This window comes from Streptomyces antibioticus (assembly GCF_002019855.1).
In the GTDB taxonomy this organism is placed as follows: domain Bacteria; phylum Actinomycetota; class Actinomycetes; order Streptomycetales; family Streptomycetaceae; genus Streptomyces; species Streptomyces antibioticus_B.
Window position 1 is genome coordinate 2,684,698 of sequence record NZ_CM007717.1, and the last position, 19,480, is coordinate 2,704,177.

General features: G+C 69.2%; 11 protein-coding genes. 4 read left to right on the forward strand and 7 right to left on the reverse strand.

Annotated elements, in window-relative coordinates; translation table 11 throughout:
• Nucleotides 1-24 precede the first annotated feature (24 nt).
• Nucleotides 25-240, forward strand: coding sequence for a hypothetical protein (locus AFM16_RS11945; RefSeq protein ID WP_078633281.1), 216 nt, complete (start codon nucleotides 25-27; stop codon nucleotides 238-240).
• Nucleotides 241-351: 111 nt separating this feature from the next.
• On the opposite strand, the gene pglZ is transcribed toward AFM16_RS11945, so the two are convergent.
• Entirely contained in the window at nucleotides 352-3,258 is a 2,907-nt protein-coding gene (gene pglZ / locus AFM16_RS11950) for a BREX-2 system phosphatase PglZ (RefSeq protein ID WP_078633282.1), read from the reverse strand.
• Nucleotides 3,255-7,142 carry a BREX-2 system ATPase PglY gene (pglY, locus tag AFM16_RS11955; protein WP_078633283.1) on the reverse strand — a complete coding sequence of 1,296 codons (3,888 nt, stop codon included), beginning with the start codon at nucleotides 7,140-7,142 and terminating at the stop codon, nucleotides 3,255-3,257. Before pglY ends, pglZ begins: the two co-directional genes overlap by 4 nt.
• 110 nt (nucleotides 7,143-7,252) lie before the next feature.
• On the opposite strand from pglY, the gene AFM16_RS11960 reads away from it, so the two are divergent.
• Together AFM16_RS11960 and AFM16_RS11965 are read left to right on the forward strand one after the other, a co-directional pair.
• Nucleotides 7,253-7,549, forward strand: coding sequence for a hypothetical protein (locus tag AFM16_RS11960; protein WP_078633284.1), 297 nt, complete (start codon nucleotides 7,253-7,255; stop codon nucleotides 7,547-7,549).
• Nucleotides 7,546-7,944, forward strand: coding sequence for a PIN domain-containing protein (locus AFM16_RS11965; RefSeq protein WP_078633285.1), 399 nt, complete (start codon nucleotides 7,546-7,548; stop codon nucleotides 7,942-7,944). Before AFM16_RS11960 ends, AFM16_RS11965 begins: the two co-directional genes overlap by 4 nt.
• Before the next feature lie 247 nt (nucleotides 7,945-8,191).
• Here AFM16_RS11965 and AFM16_RS11970 read toward each other — a convergent pair whose 3' ends face one another.
• The 3 genes from AFM16_RS11970 to AFM16_RS11980 form a co-directional block, all read right to left on the reverse strand.
• Nucleotides 8,192-9,070, reverse strand: coding sequence for a hypothetical protein (locus AFM16_RS11970; RefSeq protein WP_078633286.1), 879 nt, complete (start codon nucleotides 9,068-9,070; stop codon nucleotides 8,192-8,194).
• Nucleotides 9,071-9,375: 305 nt separating this feature from the next.
• Nucleotides 9,376-9,579: a DUF397 domain-containing protein gene (locus AFM16_RS11975; RefSeq protein WP_078633287.1), complete on the reverse strand. Its 204-nt coding sequence runs from the start codon at nucleotides 9,577-9,579 to the stop codon at nucleotides 9,376-9,378.
• On the reverse strand, nucleotides 9,576-10,406 hold the full coding sequence (locus AFM16_RS11980; RefSeq protein WP_078633288.1) for a helix-turn-helix domain-containing protein: 831 nt from the start codon (nucleotides 10,404-10,406) through the stop codon (nucleotides 9,576-9,578). Before AFM16_RS11980 ends, AFM16_RS11975 begins: the two co-directional genes overlap by 4 nt.
• Before the next feature lie 206 nt (nucleotides 10,407-10,612).
• Here AFM16_RS11980 and AFM16_RS11985 point away from each other — a divergent pair, with 206 nt between their 5' ends.
• Nucleotides 10,613-11,197, forward strand: coding sequence for an ATP-binding protein (locus AFM16_RS11985; protein ID WP_167797178.1), 585 nt, complete (start codon nucleotides 10,613-10,615; stop codon nucleotides 11,195-11,197).
• On the opposite strand, the gene pglX is transcribed toward AFM16_RS11985, so the two are convergent.
• Nucleotides 11,124-14,726: a BREX-2 system adenine-specific DNA-methyltransferase PglX gene (gene pglX / locus AFM16_RS11990; RefSeq protein ID WP_078633289.1), complete on the reverse strand. Its 3,603-nt coding sequence runs from the start codon at nucleotides 14,724-14,726 to the stop codon at nucleotides 11,124-11,126. The two genes, AFM16_RS11985 and pglX, sit on opposite strands and share 74 nt — an antisense overlap.
• On the reverse strand, nucleotides 14,723-19,426 hold the full coding sequence (gene pglW, locus AFM16_RS11995) for a BREX system serine/threonine kinase PglW (protein WP_078633290.1): 4,704 nt from the start codon (nucleotides 19,424-19,426) through the stop codon (nucleotides 14,723-14,725). The genes pglX and pglW overlap by 4 nt, the downstream gene beginning before the upstream one ends.
• Between the last annotated feature and the right edge of the window lie 54 nt (nucleotides 19,427-19,480).

Sequence of the window (19,480 nt, forward strand, 5' to 3'; positions counted from 1 at the left end):
GAGCGAGTTTCTCCAGGAGGAACGGTGTCGACCAACTCGGCCCAGCAGACCTGTCACCACCCGGCGCGTGACATCACCATCGTCACGCTTGCGTCCGGATTGGTTTCCCTCGGTACTGCCGTCGTGACCATGGCGCTTCAGGCGAGCCCCTTCGCAGTTCTGACGTCCAGTGGTGCCACGTTCATGGCTGTTCTCACGGCGGGCATGAACGTGCTCCAGCACGTCAAGCGCGGCTCCTAGCGTCTCGGGGGCGGCCCCGCTTCAAAGCGAAGGGCCGCCCCCCGGTCTGTCTCCCCCAAAAGCGCCTGCGACCTACACTTCCTGCGCGCAGACGCATGCGTGCCTGTCGTGTCAGCTCCCGCCAAGAGCGAACTGTTCGCGCAGTAGTCCCTCGTGGATCCGTACCGTGCGCCCGTCCGGCAGGTTCTCCAGCACCTGTACACCGTCGTAGTTGAGGAGCTGGCGCAGGACCGCGGCGAAGCCGTCACCGCGAGTGGTGGGCATGCCCGCGCGCTGGGCGAGCGCGGTCACGGGCAAGGTACCTCCTGCATCGAGCAGGGCAGCCAGGGCTCTGTGGACCTGCTCCTTCTGGGGCTTGCGGGCGAGGCCGTCGAGCTGCACCCCATACATCTCCGAGTCGAGTAGCGCCGTAACGAGCGACTCTGTCCGGGAGACAACGACAGGCGTGAGCAATGCGTCGTCTCCTCCGGCAGTCAGCGCCACGTCGAAGAGCGCGTCGGGCAGCGTGACCGGGTCGGGTTGCTTCTTCCGGGTTTTCGCCGTCGCCTTCTTGAGGGCCGCGTCCGCCGGCTGAGCCGGACGCTCGCCCGATCCCGGCTTCCCAGCCTCCTCCGGAGCCCACCAAACCGGCCTCTGGTCTCCCAACTCCCGCCATCCCCTTGGCGGCTCCGCCCCGAACGGCAGGAATGCGAGCACCGGGATGGTGAACTCGGCGAGGGAGGCCCCGCCGTGGTAGCCGGCCTTGAGGGCGGTGTAGCGGGAGTCCGCGTCCCAGAGCGCAACGATGGACGCGCCGGACTCGGGCCAGACCACGCGCGGCCCGGACAGGGAGATCTCCCGTTCGCCGAGCGGGCCGCCGGGCAAGCGGTGCCGGGCGGACGCCGGCTCGGTGGCTGCGTCGGCCTTGGTCCCGTGTCGGTCGACAACATGGCCATGGTCGCTGGTGACGATGACCGCCATGCCCTGAGCCGCCGCTACCCGGAGCAGGTCGCGCAGACCGGGTACGTCATCGACCCGCCATGCGCCGTCGCCGAGCTTCTGCTCCTTGGCGAGCCGGTCGTCGATGGCGTTGAGGACGACGGCGACATGTGTCCTGCCGTCGGCAAGCGCCTCCGTGAGCGCCGGTCCGAAGGTGTCGCCCGCGGTCTCGGTGCGCAGGTCGTCCTTGTGGAAGACGGCGGCGGGGGCTCCGCCCCACAGCTTCAGCGTGGGGAAGAGTCGCTTCTCGTCGGCCTGGGTGCCCTTCATCAGCGTGCCCGCGAAGAGCGAGGTGCGGGACACGGCCGTCACGGTGGGCAGGGCGGCGGCCATGGCCCGCCGCAGCGGTGCACCCTCTGTGGGAAGCGGGTCGAACTCCGCCCAGGAACGGCGCAGTTCCTCGCCGAGTTCGTTCGCTATGGCCGCGCTCATGCCGTCGAGCACGAGCAGCAGCACCCGGCGTTCTTCGCCGCGCGTGACGAGCGGTCCGACGACACGGTGGAGGAAGGTCTCCACTGTGAGCATGCTGCCCGGCTGGGTACCTGCCTGCGTCCAGGAGGCCAGGTTCACGGCGAAGGACGCGTCGATCTGCCGACGGCGGTCCCTGACGCGGGTGCCGAGCGTGTCGTAAGCGGCCTTGAGGACGGGGTCCCGGTCGCCGCCCGCTTCGATGTGCTCCAGGGCGAGATCCACCCAGCCGGTCTCGTGGACGTGCCGCTGTATGGCATCGGCGACGGTGGGGGCGTCGGCGGACGGGTCGGTGGCCAGCCAGCGGGCGAGGCGCTCTCCCATGCGGGCGCGTTCGACACGAGCCGACTCTTCGGGTTCCACCGCGAGCCGATGGTCCTGGAGCAGTCGTACGGCGTCCGCGACCGCGGGCGTGTCACCCGCCGCGAGGGCCTGGCCGACCGCGGTGAACCGGGCATCGAGACCACCACGCAGGACGGGGCTCGCCGCGACGGCGTGTTCCGCGCCGAACTGGCGGGCCAGCACGGCCGCACGGTCCAGCACGGTGCCGGTGGTGCGGCGGGCCTCGCGGGCCCGGTCAGCTTCGGTGCCAGCGGTACGGTGTCCGGTCGCCAGCAGCGCGGTGACGTACTCCTCAGCGGTCTGCCCGAAGACGGTCACCAGGGCATCGAGCTGTTCACCGAGTGCCGGGGGCCGGTCCCCGAAGTAGCGTTCGGCGCGCCCCCGGGCCTGGTACGTCTCGGGGACGGGGGCGGCATGCTGCCACAGGGCCGTGCACACCAGGCCGAAGGCGGCGGCGTCCGCACCGCGTTCGGCGTCGACGAGGGCGAGCAAGGCGCGTCCGGCGAGGCCGGCCTGGTCCTCCTCACCGAGGAAGGCGGCCAGTCCGGCGCGTTCGGGACCGCGCAGGGCGAGGAACCGTTCGGGCGCGCCGGGCCTGGTCGACCAGTGCAACAGGGCCCCGGCATCGAGCCGGTCGTCGCCCGGGCGGCGCGGGCCGTCCTCGGTGTCGTAGCGGCCCAGGCGCAGGCGGCGCTGGGCGAGCGCGGTGAGGGCGTACTGGCGGGACAGCCAGCCGCCTGGAACGGCCGGCCAGCCGCCGGGCGGGGTGGCGTCGAGGAGCGCCTCGGCGGCCCAGTTGACGTCCTTGAGCCGGGGGTCGATCTGCCGGGCGCCGAACGCCTCGCGGACGACGTCCCAGCTGTCGACGGTGTCGATACGCAGCTTGTGGACGCGGGCGAGGATCGCCGGGTCGAGTTCGCTCTGTTCCCGGTCGGTGAGGACGACCAGTACGGCGGGGCCGGGACGGCGTCCTCCCAGATGGTCGAGGACGAGTTCATGGACGGCCAGCGGTGAGGACGCCACCGCGACACCGGCCGTGCGGCCCTCGCCCCAGGCGGGTTCGGCCGGCCCGTCCCACTGGGGCGCGGACCGCAGCAGCACCACCCTGCGCCTGCCCCCGCCGTCACCGGTCAGGGAGGCGGCGAGGGAGGACTGCGAGGACAGGTACTGGGTGACGGTCGCGGTGTTCAGCCGGACGGCGCCTGGCGCGGCGGCGACGGTGTCCGTCATTCGACGACCTTCCAGGTGATCTCGATGGTCGCGTCGGGGTGGCGGGCGGCCAGTTCGGACAGTTCCGCCTGGAGGTCGGCGGCGGCGCGTGCCACGGTCGTACGGCGGCCACCGGCCGTTCGCGCGGAACCGCTGCCGGAGGAGGCCGGGGCGGCGGGCCCCTGCGGGGTGTACGGGACGCGCGGGTCGCTGGTCGGTGTGTTCAGGGACAGGTCGTCGGCCGTGGGCTGCGGCGCGGCAGGCGCGGGCGGCGGGGTGCTGGCGGCCTGGGCGCGCTTCACCAGGGCGACGACCTCACGCTGGGTGCGGGCCAGGGCGTCGCGCAGGTCCGCGGTGCGCTGGTCGTCGCGGGCGACGTTGCGCAGCGAGTCGAGCAGCGCCGCGCCCTCGGGGCCGAGTCCGGCGGCGAGTTCGAGGGTGCTCCAGGGGGCGGAGGCGACCGCTTCCGCAACGCTGCGGGCCTGCTTGATGGAGGTCCCAAATCGGTCGGCACTCGTGTGGCCCAGGTCGAAGGAGGCGAGGGCCTCCACGGTCTTCTTCGCCCCGGCCGCGCCCTTGCCGGCCTCCGCCGTGACGGCGTCCAGCAGTTGCAGGGAGCGGCGGGCGAGGGCGAGGCGTCCGGTGTCGGCGGTCTGGTCGAGGCCGAGGAAGGAGGCGTGGGCGCCCAGTTGGTGCACCAGGTCGGCCGCGTGGTCGCGGTGGGCACGGGCGGCCTCGATGATCTGGCGGGCGAACTGGTTGACCATCCGGCCGCGCCGCAGGGCCGGCGGCTTCGCCCCGAAGACCGTCTCGAAGCGCTGCCGTGCGGTGTCCCAGTCCGTCTCGGTGGGCAGCGGCTGGCTGCGCAGCGCGTCGTGGTCCTTGATCGCGGACACTTCGGGCGCGGGGTCGAGGACGGTGCCGCCGCGCACCCACACCCGGTCGTCCATCTCGGCGAACGCGGCGACGACGAGCCGGGCGAGGAAGTCGGGCAGGCCGCGCGGGTCGGGCTTGTCCGTCCAGTCGGTCAGGGTGATCAGGGACAGGTCCCCGGTGACGCCCTGGGCGCTGGCGAGCTGCCGGAAGTGGTCGGCCCAGTAACGGGACAGCTCGAAGTACGCCTCCTTCTGCTGCCCGAGGCGTAGAGGCCCCGCGATCCGCTGCATGAGCTTGCGGTCGGCGGCCGGGACCTCCACCCGCCCGTCACGAGCCTCGGCGGCGGCCCGGACGTGGCCGAACACCTTCTTGGTGTCGACGGCCTTGACGGCGACACCGCTCCCGTCGGGGTCGAGGTCGGGGTGCGCCGGGTACTGGTGGGCGAGCAGTTTGCCCGCCACGTGCCGGATGCCGTCGTGCAGACTCTGCCCGAAGGCCAGGGTGAGGCCATCCACGTCGGGCAGCGGGACGAGGTGGTCGTCGAAGTCGGGTACGACGTCGGCCGGCTGCTTCTGAGCGAGCCCGTATGCCTGCTTGAAGGCGCCCTTGATCTGCTTGAGCAGGGCCTCGCGCTGGGTTTCGAGGAGGCCCTTGGCGCGGCTGCGGTTGTCGGCGTTGAGGTGGCCGGCGTACTGGGTGTCGAAGCGGTGCTCGTCGGCGAGGGCCTTGTCGATGACGACGAGCCGCCTGAAGTCGGCGAAGCGCTGGGCGGACAGGTGCGCGGGCAGCCAGGCGACGACCCGGGACCGCTCGCCCTGCTGGCGCTCGCGCAGTCGCTGGATCCGGTTGACGTCGTCGACCGGCCCCCACTCGCCCTCGTCGAAGGGGAGGTCTATGGCGATCCGCCAGCGGCCGTCCTCCTGCGGCATCAGGTCGTGGTCGGGCAGCTCGTCCTCGTCGGCGACGTTGCCGAACACGATCTCGGCGGTGCGGGTGGTACCGCGCCACACGAAGCCGAGCTGGTCGCTCAACTGCCCGTGCTCGACGCCCAGTTCCTCGGACAGCAGGCGCCGGGCGAGGGCGACCCGGTTGCCGGGGTTGTCGTTGACCTGGGCGTTGGCGATGACGGAGTCGACGTCGACGCCGGACAGCTCCAGCCGTACGCCGGGGTTGGCGTCGGTGCCGGTCTCCTTGATCTCGGGGAACCTGGCCGCCCACTCGGCGACCTTGTTCTTGATGATGCCGACCTCGGCGCCCGGGATGGGCGCGAGCACGGACCCGTGGTTGAGCGCGCCGAGCCGCCGGATGGTCAGCTCGGCCAGCGAGGGCACGCTGGGCGCGAGCGCCGAAAGCAGCAGCGTGCACACGAGCCGGTTGTCGCCGATGAACATGCGGCAGCGGTTGGCGCGCTGCGGGTCGGTGACGGTCTCGGGGCTGGTGCGGTACTGCCTGACGTCGTCCTCGGTGATGTCGTACGAGCTGAGGAGGTAGGGCCGCAGTTTGGTCTTGTAGAGCTTGTCGGCGGCCTCGAAGACGACCTTCAGGCTGTCGGTGAACGGCTTGTCGCCGCCCTCCGCGATCACCGGGTAGAGGTCGCCGACGGGGATGAGCTGTCCGAGCCGGATCTCGTCGCGGTGGTCGGCGAGCAGCTGGCCCATCAGCTTGAGACCGGTACGGGAGCGCTGCAGCGCGGACGAGATGTGGACGAGGGTGTCCATGAACGCCGGCGAGAAGGGGTACGTCAGGCGGAACGACTCCGCGTCCGCGCCGGTCGTGCCCTTCTCCGAGCCGAGGAGGGTGTCCCAGACCTGGGTGCCGACCCGCCTGGTCTGCTCGAAGGCCGCGTCGACGAGCCGCTCCGCCTCGGCGTCCTTCGGCTTGAGGATGCGCGCGTGGGCGATCTGCGGGAGGTTGCGGTCCTCCAGGGTGATCTTGTCGAAGCGGCCGGAGGCCAGGTTCAGGGTGTCCTGGATGGAGGCTTCCGCCGCGCCGGACACCTCCTCGCCGACGAGTTCGCGCAGGTCGCGCTGGCGGGCGATGAACGACACGACGGGGATGGCGCGTCGGGCGTCGCCGCCCTCCACGAAGTTCGTGATCTTGCTGGCCTCGCGGGCCACGAACTTCTGCTCGTGGATGAGGGTCGCGAGCCAGAGGATCAGCTCGTCCAGGAACAGGATCAGCCCGTCGTAGCCGAGCGACTTGGCGTGCTCGGCGATGACGGACAGCCCGGCGTCCAGGGAGATGAAGCCGTGCTCGTTCTCGGCGGCGTTCTGGGCGAAGCCGGGGAAGAGGTTCGTCGCGGCGTCGTTGACCAGCTTGGCGCGCAGCTCGGCCGGGGTGGAGGGGTTGCGGAGGTCGAGCGGGGTGCCCCCCTCGTGGTCCTCCTCGGCGGCGAGGGCGGTGTCCAGGAGCTGCGGGGTCCAGGCGAAGCCCTCGCCCCATTCGTCCGTCTCGTCGTCGCCCGCGTCACCGCCACCCAGGCGGCGGATGACTGCCTCGTCGCCGAAGTTGGAGCGGTTGGCCCGGATGTCAGCGAAGAGGGAGTCGGTCCGGTACACCTGCGGGGTCGGGGCGTCCGGGTGCAGCTTCTTGACGTGCGTGACGTACCCGCCGAGCACTCGCTGTTCGAGGGCCTTCGCGCCGAGCATGTGGTACGGCACGAGCAGGAACTTCTTGCCGTCCGTGGTGAGCCACTCGTGCTTGGTCAGCACCGGGTCGAACTCGGTACGGGCACGGGCGGCCGAGTCGCCGCTGAGCAGCGCGTAGAGCACCGCCATGAAGTGCGACTTACCGGAACCGAACGAGCCGTGCAGGTAGGCCGCCTTGGACCGGTGTCCGTCGAGCGAGGACTTGATGAGCGCCAGCGCCTCGTCGAAGTTCTCCAGCAGCCGCTCGGTGACGACGTAGTCCTTGAGCGCGTTCTGGGCGCCTTCCGGGGTCGTCGCCTCGGCGAGCGACAGCACGAAGTCGGAAGTGGAGATCTTCTTCTTGATGTCGATGACATCGCGGAGGAGGGGCGGCTGGGCCATTACCTGTCTCGCTCTCCTTCTGGCGGCCTCGGCCGCCGGTCGTACTCAATCGTGTGGAGATGTCTGCTGCTGGTTGGCTGCCTGATCAGACCCTCGGTATGGTCGATGGTATGGCAACCAAGAAGTACACCGTGACGCTTCCCGAGGAGCTCGCCGAGGCCATCCGGGCCGAGGTCGGCCCCGGCGGCTTCAGCCGCTACGTCACGCACGCCATAGAGCGCCAGCGGGAGCGGGAGCGTCTGCACGAGGCGGTGGGGTGGTGGGAGTCCGAGTACGGGGAGATCACCGAGGCGGAACTGGCCGAGGTCGAGGCCGAGCACCGCGACCTGGAACGGCAGCACGCCGAGCGGACCGGCGCCTCCGAGACCGGTGAGCAGCCGCGCGGGCCGAAGCGGGATGCCGCGTGACCGGAAACCGGGTCTACGTACTCGACAGCGAGGGGCTTTCGCAGTGGGTGCGTGGGGAGCGCCGCATGGGCGCCTACCTGAGGCACGCCGACGACGCGGGTATCCCGGTCGTCACCACCTCGATGACTCTCATCGAGGCATACGACCCCACGCGCCAGCTCCCCAAATGGCACTGGGCCCTCTCCAAGATCCGTATCGAGCCGGTGACCGAGGAGATCGCCAAGGAGGCGACCGGCCTCTTGAAGGCGACGGGCCTGCACGGCCACAAGTACGCCATCGACGCGGCCCTCGCCGCCGTCGCGCTGCGGCAGCCCGGCCCGGTCACCGTGTTCACGTCGGACGAGGACGACATGCGCAAGCTGTGCGCCGACCGCGTGCTGGTCGTGAAGCTCTGAGCCGATCACGGCTCGTCCCCCTTCGCAGCTCGCTTCCTTCGGTGTGCCCGCGCTCCCCTTAGTGCTCGGACGTGCCACGCAGGCCCGGCCCACGGGGGGGCGGTTCGCCGCCCCGGCCCGAGGTCGGCCACCGGTCCAGATCGTAGGGGAGAATCCCGAAATACAGGTAGGCGGCGGTGCCCACGACGTGCCACTCCGGCGGATGTCAGCACGCTGACCATCGGCAGTCAGTAGGGCGCTCGCAGCGTCAATGCTGGGGTTCCTCCACCTTGACGGCAGTGGTGTCCGCGTCGAGCTGGTCAGCGTGTGCTGCGGCAACAGGTTCCTCGTGGTCTTCCACTACTTCGCCGTCCACGACGTCCCCGTCCGCCATACGATGCGACGGATCTGCCAGCGACAGGCCGGCAAGGTGCTTCTTGAGCCTCTTGGCCATCGGAAGGTAGGTCGCGAAGGTGAGGGTGCCGGAGACGGCGGCACCGACGAGGGGGATGGCCTTCGAGACGCTCTTCGCGAAGGAATCCTTTGTCATCTTGACGCCGAGGTAGGCTGCGACCTTTTTGACGATGGGATAGATGAGGCCCTTGGTGAGCGCCTTCTGAGGCAGCTTCTTGACGGCCTGCTCCGACATCATCGCCGCGACCTTCCCCACGGCGGCGTTCGCCGACTGGGTACCGAACATCACACCGAAGAACAGCGTGAGCACCGCCATGGTCGCGTCGTCGACGTCGTCGCCCTCGTCGGAGAACAGATCGGGCCAACTGTAGAGGTACGCGAGTTTCTGCGCGATACGCAGCATATGGCCGACATACTGAGCCAGGTCGGCGGGCACGGTGGCGGGAAGGGCGAGGGCACCGGGTATCCCGGCGGCGGCGGAGAGAGCACTGACCTTGGCGGTCTCGTAGCGAATGGAGTCGCCGGCCACCTTGTCGAGAATCTCGACGGATATGCCTGCCGCAGCGGGGGTCTCCTCTACCGCCTTCCGGATCTCCTCCTCCGAGCAGCGGCGAGCCAGCGCACTTCGGAGGTACGCCTCCCTGTTGATACGCACACCCGGAAGCTTGGCTGCGCTCACCAACACCGTAGAGAAGCGCGACTCGGGGTTCTCGATCCCTTTACCCGGTTTCATGGCAAGAACTTACAGTAGCTCCGGGCTCCAAGGGCCTGATCGGACCTGCTCCGTTGAGACCTCGTTACATGCGTGACGGTGGGGTGCGGGTTGGATCCATCACGGTGCCGATCGCCCCTGGGAAGGCGACCTCCGCTGGGAACCTGCGCCCTCTGGCCGGATGTTGACCGTCATGACAGCCGACACCGGCATGGCGCCCGGCGGGCAAGACGCCGAGACCGCTGAAGGTGCTGCGGAGGCGGAATGCACAGGGCCCTCGACAAGCACACGCTCGCCGGAAGGCCCTGCCATCGGGGCCGCCACTGTCAGAGTGCCGCGAACTCGATGAAAGCGGTCCACGCCCTGGGTTGTACGGCCAGCGCGACTCGGGTTGCGTCCTTTGAGTCGCGGACGCGGACCCTGTCGGGGCAGGTGGCGACCTCTACACATTCGCCGCCGTCACCAGCGCTGTAACTGCTCTTGAACCACGCCAGTCCGTCCAGGCCAAGCCCGGCGTTCTCCCCGCTCATCTCTCTCCCAACAGCTTCTCGATCAACGCACGTGATTCTGCCGGAGTGTGGGCCTGTGCGCGCAGGGACCCGTACGTACGCTCAAGCTCTCGGACTCTCTGACGCTCCGTATGGACCCGGCTGTCGCCTTGTACCTCGGCATAGGCGATCCTGCGCCCATCCCTCATCTCCATCAAGGTGAACGGGCCGGCCAATCCCGCATGTTCCTGACGGGAGAGCGGCATCACCTGAATCTCCACGTTCCGCTTCTCCTCGACGAGCAGGAGTTGCTCCAACTGCCCCCGCCATACCGCCTCACCACCCAGCGGACGCAGGAGTACGGCCTCCTCGATCACAAAGCTCAGGTGCGGAGCGGGCCGCCGGTCGAAGATCTCCTGTCTCGCCAACCTGGCGACCAACCGCTGCTCGATGACTTGTTCGTCCAGTTGCGGGCGCCACATGGCGAACACCGCTCGCCCGTAACCTTCGGTCTGCAGGAGTCCTGGCATAGCCTGAGTGGCGTACACGTGCAGTACAACCGCCTCGGTCTCCAGCTTTGCCGCGTCCCGGAAGAACGCCGGATACTGAGCCCGAGCGACCTCCTCCTTGCCCGCGCTCAACACCCCACTCGCGTCAAGCACTTCATCAGCCTGCTCGATGAACCTCGGTGGCGGAATACGTCTCGCCTGCTCGAACGCCGCGATCGTCGAGGCCGAGTATCCGGTCAGCGAACCGAACCTCGCCCGGTCCATCCCCGCCCGTTCCCGGAACAGCTTCAATTGCCGCCCGAACACACACAGAATGCCCGTCCCGACCTCGTACTCCGGCTGCTGAACCTCGTCGTCCACGCCGCGACTCCTCCCGTACGACCACCACGGCCACCGGACTCCACCCGCCCAACACGCAGCCCGGAAACCGGTCACGCCCGACACCTCTTACAAGCGCACAGCCGACGTGTACAGCCCGTACCCGTCAGGGCGTCGCTCCTGTTCAACGCTACGCAGAGTCCGCAACCGTTGACCGTATGAATGCAGCAACTCCCCCGAACGGGCATATGCCACGGCACCTCGCACCCGAACGCGAGTTCACCATGCGCTTCACCTCAACGCCGCGCGGTGCCCGCCTCGCCCGCCGATTCGTCTCACACCGACTGAACGACTGGGGTCACCCGTACACGACGCCGGTCAACGAGACACTCACCCTCATCGCGGCGGAGTTCACCGCTAACGCCGTACGCCACGGTCACGTGCCCGGCCGGGACTTCCACGTGCAACTCACCCTGACCGAGGGCGTGTTCCGCATCGAGGTGACCGACACCCGGGCCGAGAAACTGCCCCCGTCGACTCCCCCGGCCCCCGACTTCGCATCCGAGTCCGGCCGTGGCCTGCTCCTCGTCGCTGCCCTCGCGGACGACTGGGGCGTCACCCCTCGTCCGACCGCCCCCGGCAAGATGGTCTGGGCGGAGCTGCGCGTACCGACCGGAGGCCGCCCGCACACGCACGCGGCGACCCCCGGTCCAGCGGACTCGGCATCGGCGCACAAGCACGACACCGAGCCGTTTCCGACTACTTCTTCACTGCGGCGCGGCGACCTCGGATTGCGGCCGGAGGCTGCCAGTTACGGAGATCGTCGTCCGTGAGGCCGTGCTCGCCCTGCTTCTGCTGGCGATAACCAGCGAAGAAGTCCGCCGGGGAGCCGCTGTAGAGCATGTCGAACTCGTTGTGCCACTGGGACAGCCACGGCTGGAGTTCCAGCAGGCCAGCGAGGAAGGGCGTGATCTCCTCGGTGGACAGCGCGGTGTTGGTGAAGTACGTGGCGAGGGCCTGCGCCTGCTCCCGATGGTCCCAGCCGGCCCACCCGTACAGCTCGGGGGTGGCGGCGTTGGTCTGTCCGTAGGAGACGAACCGCTCCTTGGGCACGTCAAGCTTGCCGCGCGCCCGCCAGTAGGAGGGGCGGAGGAAGTCGGCCGAGGTGTACTTCGGCGGCACGGGGATGGAGTCCCGGATCTTCCGCTTGGCGGGCTCGTCAGGCGCGGCATCCTCCTTGCGCTGGAGGTCCCACACCTCTTCCCAGTCGGCGCGCTTCTTCAGGCCGGATGGCTTGTAGCGCAGGGCGGAGAGGAATGGCACGTGCTCGTCGGTGACCAGCTCGGCAACAACCTTCGCAAGTTCCTTGCGGGGCGCGTAGAGCTTGGCAACGGAGACGAAGTCCTCGTCGCGGGAGAGCGCGTCGGTGAGCCGGGCCAGGGTGAGAATGGCGGGCTGCCCGTTCTCGTCGAACCAGTGGTCGCGGCTCTCCATCCGGTCGAGCAGCCAGGCCCGGAGCGCCTTCTCCTGGAGCGCATCCCAACCTTCAGTGGCCCAGCGCCGCTTGTACTCGGGGCGCTCGATCATGCCGATGGCGCGGTTCGACTCGATTGCGTCGATTCGCTTTTGGACGATCTCGCGGTAGGGGGTGGGCCAGTGGGCTGGGATCTCCGTGACGGGGGTGGAGTTGTGCCGCTTGAACCACTCGCCACTGGCCTCGCCTGCGGCCACACGGCGGGCGAGGACAATCTCGAAGGCCCGCTCACCGAGGGAAAGTTCGGGAAGGTTCGGGTCGTCGGGGTCTTCGGAGACTCGGAGACTTTCGTGGTGAAGGCTGTAAAGAGAGTAGACCTGCCAGTCCAACTCCTCCTGCAAGGCGACCATCCGGGTGCGCGTAAATTCCCACGTCTTGCGAGCCTCGTGAAGTGTTGAAGCCGTGGGAGTGCAGGCTTTGGCCATGGCGGAGGGGGCAGCGGAAGATAGCCGTTGAGTGAGGCTGTCGAGGGTAGCGGCGAGCATAGTGGGATACCGAGCAGGAAGCGGGAACTGTTCAACGTTCGTCCCGTTGAACGCGAAACGATGCTCCCATAGTTCGTCAGAGATGCCACCCCCGATCCCGCCGTTCCCCTTGTCGAAACACACCTGCTTCAGCCAGAAGCCAGCCGTTGAACTGTTCAGCAACGCCACCAAAGGCAGGTGATCTTCTCGGGTAGCAGAAGTGGCAAGCTTGATAACTGGCGCGGTACGGTTGTACACACTGCTACCAGAGTCCATGGCAAAGTGATTGTGCGTTGTCACATCCGCGAACGTGATCGACAGTGGCGCTTCATACGCAGATGCCGTGTGCTGCATGTAGTCCCACCAGCGAAGCCCAGCATCCGCCATGCTCCCCTGGAAGGTACGCCGAACCTCCAGAAACCTCCGCAGAAACCACAGCTCTTGCGAGAGCCTAACGTCATCAGCCTCTTTGGCGTAGGGATACCAAATCGCATCCGAGGGGTTCCCCTGCCAATCACGCACCACTTCGCCTACCATGAGTGGCCGCAATGCACGCTTGTCTGCCGTAGTGCGAAGAGTTGCACGGAGCGGCCGAATATATGCTTCATCTGCCCCCACACGAACGCCTCGACCGATAGGCGGTTCAACGACAGAGCGCAACTTGCGAGATGCGGCACCTTCAATCTGCTCAACAAGCTCAAGGCTTCCTGCTGTCAAAATCCAGGGATGAGAGCCGAAATACCGATTGCGTTCTAGATCATCAGTCGAAACCCACTGACTATACGAGCCAGGTTCGTCAATTTGGCTTTGAATTGCCCTCCATACGAGACCATCCTCAGCATTCTCGGGCGCCGACGGTTCCCCCTGAACACTCCGCACCGTGCGGATGACGGCTGAACGATCACTCCCAGAACGTCGCTTACCCACCAAGATCACTGTGGGCGTGCCATGCCCGGGAATATAAGCTCCCGAGGTGTCGATAACCTCAGTCAGTTCAACTTGATGGGCAAAGTAGCTTTCAATTAGCTTCGTGCCGAACTCACGCTTCATAAAAGAATTCGCCGTGATCTGGCCAACCATTCCATATCCACGCCCCTCAGCGTCCCCCCGCTTGGCGAGACCGAAGAAACGCTGAGCAAACGGAACCGACAACGCGTACGTACCGCCGCAGGCGTCGTATAGCTCCCGATATAGATCATTCAACATCTTGTCTTTGACCGTGATGTACGGCGGGTTCCCCACCACCACGTGGTAGCTCCCCTGCTCCAAGATTCCCGGATGCTCGTGAACGTCCTCCGTGGCGTAAGCGAACGACGCCAGTGGGTCATCCACGTCATCCTCGTCCCCACCCAGCGTCAGCTCCAACTGTCGAGCCTTGATGAGCGAGTCACCCACCGCCAAATGCACCGGCCACTCGTACTTCGCAGCTTCCACCAAGGTCAGCGTGCCACTGGCAGCCATAGCTGCAACCAACAGCCGGAACCGCGCAATAGCCACCGCAAACGGATTGATGTCCACCCCGTGCACCGAGTCCAGCGCTGCCCGGACCCGCTCATGCACATCCCGCCCCGGCTGTCCCTCTCCCCAAAGCCGCACCAACCGCCGAAACGCCCCCAGCACAAAGTGCCCCGACCCACACGTAGGGTCGATCATCTTCAGTTCCTCGTACCCGAACTCCCGCACAGCCGGATTCATCGTCCGGTCGAGGATGAACTCCTCCACGAACTCCGGCGTCTGAAGCAGCGCATACGTCTTCCGAGCGGCCTCGCTCAGGTCCTGGTACAGATCACCCAGGAACCGCGTGTCCCAGCCCTCCGTGCCGTCCTCGTTCAGCGGGTCGGTGAAGTCGTGGACGAGGACGCCCGCCTCATCCCTCCCCCGCCAGAACTCGACCAACTCCCGCGCACCGTCATGCGACAGCGGAACCTGGTACAGCGGGTTGTGCCGCTGGTCGAAGAGCAGCCGCCCCGCCTGCCCCTGCCCCAGTTCCTCGAACGCCTTCTCCAACCAGCCCCGGTACGTCGGGTCCTCGTCCGACTCCACGTACGCGTCGTACCGGGACTCCGCCAACTCCCGCCGGTCCCCGTCCGGCCCCGTCAGGTAAGGCTCGGGGATCAGCCGGTTGTCCTCGCAGAACCGCACGAACACGGTCCCCAGCACCCACGCCACCGCGACCTGCGTGACCCGCTCGTCCAGCCACGAGGTCCACGTCGCCGCCGTACGCCCCAGCTTGCGCGCCTGGTCGTACTCGGCCCTGAGCCGCGCGTTGACATCCCCCAGCGCCTTCACCTGGCGCCCGAGGTCGGTCTCGACCGCCTTGACCTGCTGCTTCAGGTCGTTCAACAGAGCCTTGCGGTCGATCACTTCGCGTCTCCCTCGACACCACTGGCACTAGCCATACCCTCGCCGGACCCACGATGGGCGTTGCCCACCCACGTGTCCGGAAGCTGAATCCACTCCCCCAGGCCGGCCTGGTACGGCACGGCCACCTGCCCGAGCCGGGGCTCGCGCGACGGGTCGGCCTGCGGGACCAGGAGCCACAGCCCCCGCCCGCCCCGCCGGGCCGCCGACGCCAGCCGGTGCAGGACTCCCATCGCGTCGTACCGCGCGAACGCCCCGGCCTCCGTCAGCAGCACAGGACCGGCCTCGTCACCGCCGCCACCGTTGCCCAGCAGCTCCGCGATCCGGGGCTCCACCGCGCCCCACGCCGTGCGCGCGTACTCCGCGAACCGCACCGCGCCCTTGGAGCCCGGCTCGGCGGCGTCCGCCTTGAGCAGGGTCTCCCAGGTCGGCTTGGTGCCCGGCGTGACCTGCGCGTGCAGAGCCTCCAGGAACAGCTCGGTCACCGAGACCGCTTCCGCTCCCAGCCGTTCGCCGCCCAGCCCGGCCACCGCCTCGCGCACCGACCGCTGCCCGACGGTCAGCACCCGGAACCCGTCCCGGCGGGCCGAGGCGAGCAGCCGTTCCTCCGCGCGCACCGCGCCCGCGAGCTGCGGGTCGTCGGCGTACCGCGTCACCGCGCCCGTACGCGTCGACTGCCGCCACGCACCCGTCGTCAAGTAGCTCGACGCGTCGTCCACCCGCGTCGGCAGATAGCGCAGCACGCCCTCGCGCTCGCGCATGCTGAGCGACAGTTCGAAGCCGGCGTCGCGCAACGCCTTGGTGAGAGGGCCGCCCGTCGGCAGGTCGTGGTGCGTGCCGCCACGCCCGTCGGGAACGACCATCTCCGGGAAGCGGGCGCGGACCCGCTCGTGCACGGCCTCGCCGGTCAGGCCCGGCTGCTGCCCCCCCGGCATGCCCGGGATCCAGCGGACGAGACCGGCCTGGGTGAGGCGCAGCGCCCTGACCAGCGACAGGTCGCGCGGGTAGATCTCCAGGCGCGGCGTGGCGGCGGCGTTCACGGACGCGGCCGCCGCCAGTTCCACCATGCGCCGCTCGTCCCAGTCGACCGTGCCCGGCGGCAGCGGCAGCGCGCCCAGGTCGGCGAGCACGGTCGCCGCCGTCGGCAGGGTGTCCAGCTTGGCCAGCCGGTCGGCCGTCTTGCCGAGACGGGTCGCGTACTCCAGCAGGCCCGGCGCGGTGGGGGTGTCCGGGCCATCGTTCTCCCGCACGTCGAGGGCGAGCAGGCCGGCGCCGAGGGACTCATCCGTGGCCTTGCGGTTCGGCTGGTGCTGGAACTCGGCTTCCTGCGGCAGCAGTTGCTCGACCTCGACCACGGCCCGTACGGCCGCCAGCGCCATCGCGCGCCGCTGCTCGCGCCCCGCGAGGTGGGTGCCGCGCCGGACCGCCAGGGCGTCCGCGATCTCCACGGCCGAGGCGACCCGGCCCATGCTCACCAAAAGGTCGATGATCTCCGCGCGCAGGGCCTGGACGGCGGGCTCCGCCTTCCAGCGCTTGCGCTCGTCCTTGAGCAGCTGCGGGATGCGGCCGTGGCTCAGCCCGAGGCCGTCCGCGACGTCCTTCTGCTTCGGCCAGACGCCGATGTCCGGCAGGACCCCATGCTCGTCGGGCAGGCGCAGCAGCAGCCGGACCATCTCCGCCTTGTTGCGGTTGGAGCCGTTGTTGTTGACGGCGGGCACGAAGACGGTGGCGAGGGTGTCGAGGCTGACGGAGCGGAGGGTGCGCGGGGACAGTGCGCCCGCCGATTCGCCCGTCGCCAGCTCCCCGACGAGGGCCGACTCGGCAGCCGTCAGCTGCTCCAGCTCCTCCTTGGCCTCCGCGCGGCCCTTCGGTGTGAGCGGCGAGACGGGGATCTCGCGCAGCCGCTCGCCCCATTCACGCTGCCGCTGCTGGACCTCGTTGCGGGTCTTGGCGCCGAGGCCGGGGGCGTTGACGAGCTTGCGGCGGCTGTAGTCGAGCAGTCCACCGACCGTCGTGATGCCCAAGCCGTACAGGAACGACTGGGCGGCGGGCGTGAGCCCGGAGACCGTCAGTGGAGTGTCCCGGGTGACCTCGGCGGCCAGGCGGTCGCGCTGCTGCTCGGCGGTCTCCGGCTCGGCGTCCGCGATCCCCCCGGCAGGCAGCGCCTGCTCAGCAGCTCCCGTGGTCTCGGCGGCCGGGTGGCGGGAGCGGTGGCTGGACGGGACGGTCTGCGAGGCGTCGAGGAAGACCTTGCGCCAGGCGTCCCGCATCGGCTTCAGCTCGGGGAAGCGGGTGGCCGCGTCACGGTGCAGGGCCTTCTGGAAGAAGGCGACGAGCCCGTCCCGGACGGCCGGGTCGAAGGCCTCGGCCGCGATGGTCGGGTACGGCCACTCCTTCGCGTCGGTCATGCGCGGCAGGACGCTGCCGTCGCCCCACTTGGGCAGCTCGCCGGAGGCCATCTGGTGCAGGGTGACGGCGACGGCGTACCGCTCGGCGTGCGAGTCGTAGGAGCCGCGGGTGATGACGTCGACGAAGGGGTCGAGGTAGCCGTCGGTGCCCGCGTTGGTGCTGCTCGCCGGGTAGCCGGCGAGGGAGAAGTCGATGAGGACGAGTTCGCGGGTGCGGTTGGGGCGGATGCGGATGGCGATGTTGTCGGGCTTGATGTCGCGGTGCCAGACGCCCTCGCCCTCGAGGAAGTCGACGGCTCCGAAGAGGTAGTCGCCGTACGCCTCGAGCTGGTCGACCTGGAGGCGGCCGTTCTCGCGGAGCTGGCGGGCGACGGTCTCCTCGCGGCGGCGCGGGCGTGCGCCGCCCTCGGTGCCCGGTCCGCCGTCGTCGCGCTCGTCGCCGACGTACTCCAGGGCCAGGACGGTACGGCCGCCGAGGTGCAGCGGCTCGGGTTCGACGAGGCGGATGATGCCGGAGTGGGGGCGCAGGCGTCCCATGGCCTCGGCCTCGCGGGCGAGGATCTCGCTGCGGCTGTCGGAGAGGGCTACCTTCAGCACGGCCAGCGGGCGGGTCCTGCGGGCTTCGGCCTGAAGGTCGCGGACGAGGAAGGCGCGGCTGGTGGAGCCAGTGCCGAGGCGGCGACGGATCTCCCACCGGTCGGCGAGCACGTCACCGGCGACGGCTTCCAGCGGGTCCTTGTCGGCGGCGGTGTCGTCGTCCCCGTCGCCCGGCGCCTCCGTGGCGGTGGCCGCCGGGGCCGGGGCGGTGAGGGAGTCCTCGACGACCTCCAGCAGCTCCAGGAACTCGTCCACGCTGGAGAGGCGCTGACCGGGCCGGTAGGCGGTGGCGGCCTGCACCAGCTCGTCCACGTCCTCCGACAGGCCGTCCACCAGGGAGCTGGGGCGCAGTCCCTCCCCCGCCTCCAGGCGGGCCAGCAGCTCGGCCTGGCTGGCGGCGGGGGCCTTGCCGGTGACCAGCAGGTAGGTGAGGACGCCGAGCCCGTACACGTCGAGGTGGACCGGGTCGGGGTTGAGGGCGGTCAGCTCGGGGGCCAGGTAGGCGTCGGCGTCGTCGGCCAGGTGCATCGCGGACAGGGCGGTCGGCGCGAAGCGGGTCATGCCCTGGCCCTGGCCCTGGGAGGAGTCGCCGCTGCGCTGGGTGGCGATCTGCCAGTCGGAGATCTGGAGGTGCGGGCTGAGCCACGCGGCCTCCTCCCCCACGGCCCGGCCCTTCCTTCCGCGCGCCCGGGGGACAACAAGCACGGAGCGGGCGGCGAGTGCCCGGTGGTGGATGCGGCTGGAGTGCGCGGAGCGCATGGTCTCGGCGAGTTGGCGGACCAGCGCCATCCGGCCGAGGATGTCGAGCTTCTCGCCGTACTGGACCAGGTACTCGTCCAGCTTCAGGGTGTCCGGGTGGTAGTCGAAGATCAGCGCGGGGCCGGCGGCGTGCCCGGAAGGGAAGTACTGCTTGAGTTCGACTGCACCCGGGTGCTTGAAGCGGCCCAGCACCGCGGCCTCGCGCCGGGCGGCATTCTCGACGGACTGGCGCAGGGAGGCGTCGGAGCCGCGCTCGCTGAGGTAGATGCGGACGCGGGCGGCCTCGGGCAGGTCGCTGTGCCGAGCGAGGTAGTCCGCCCAGGTGGGGCCGGAGTCGAAGGACTTCCGCTCCAGCTCGTACGGGCCGACCTTGTACTGCGCGTCGCTCTTGCGGATGCCGATGTGCTTGAGGGCCGCCTCGATCTCGCGCGAGCCGATCGCGGTGATGCGGCGCCGCTCGTCACGCGGGGGCTGCTTGAGCATCTCGACCAGTTGGTGGACGGTGTATACGCCGTTCTGGTCGTGGGCGGGCAGGCGTACTCGGAGGCTGTTGTCCGTGAAGCAGACGGCCTCGGCGACCCAGACCCGCTTGTTGCCGGGCAGGGCTAGCAGGCCGGCCAGTTCCTTGGCCTTGCGGTTGACCAGGTGCAGCGGGTTGCCGTGCGTACGGCGGCGGCCACCAGGAGTGGTCTGCACCCAGGTGCCGTTCTCGGAGGTGACCGAGCCGTGCCAGTCCTTCAGCTCGATCATGCAGACGCCGCCGGGGGCGACGACCAGCAGGTCCACCTCACGGACGTGGCCTGTATTCGCGGTGAAGGTGAAGTTCGACCAGGCGCGCCAGGGATCGGAGTCCGGCAGCTTCTCCCGGATCGCGTCCAGGCCACGGCGTTCGTGATCGAACTCGGACTCGGTGACCGTGACCCACCGGCCTTCCCGCATGCCTGTTCCCCGCTCCTCGTGTACCTCAGGGACCGCCCTTCCCCATGGTCAGCC

Coding starts and splice junctions, on each gene's coding strand:
- pglW (WP_078633290.1), bottom strand. CDS start 19,426: ATGCGGGAAGGCCGGTGGGTCACGGTCACCGAGTCCGAGTTCGATCAC.
- AFM16_RS11985 (WP_167797178.1), top strand. CDS start 10,613: ATGCCACGGCACCTCGCACCCGAACGCGAGTTCACCATGCGCTTCACC.
- pglY (WP_078633283.1), bottom strand. CDS start 7,142: ATGGCCCAGCCGCCCCTCCTCCGCGATGTCATCGACATCAAGAAGAAG.
- pglZ (WP_078633282.1), bottom strand. CDS start 3,258: ATGACGGACACCGTCGCCGCCGCGCCAGGCGCCGTCCGGCTGAACACC.
- AFM16_RS11970 (WP_078633286.1), bottom strand. CDS start 9,070: ATGAAACCGGGTAAAGGGATCGAGAACCCCGAGTCGCGCTTCTCTACG.
- AFM16_RS11975 (WP_078633287.1), bottom strand. CDS start 9,579: ATGAGCGGGGAGAACGCCGGGCTTGGCCTGGACGGACTGGCGTGGTTC.
- AFM16_RS11960 (WP_078633284.1), top strand. CDS start 7,253: ATGGCAACCAAGAAGTACACCGTGACGCTTCCCGAGGAGCTCGCCGAG.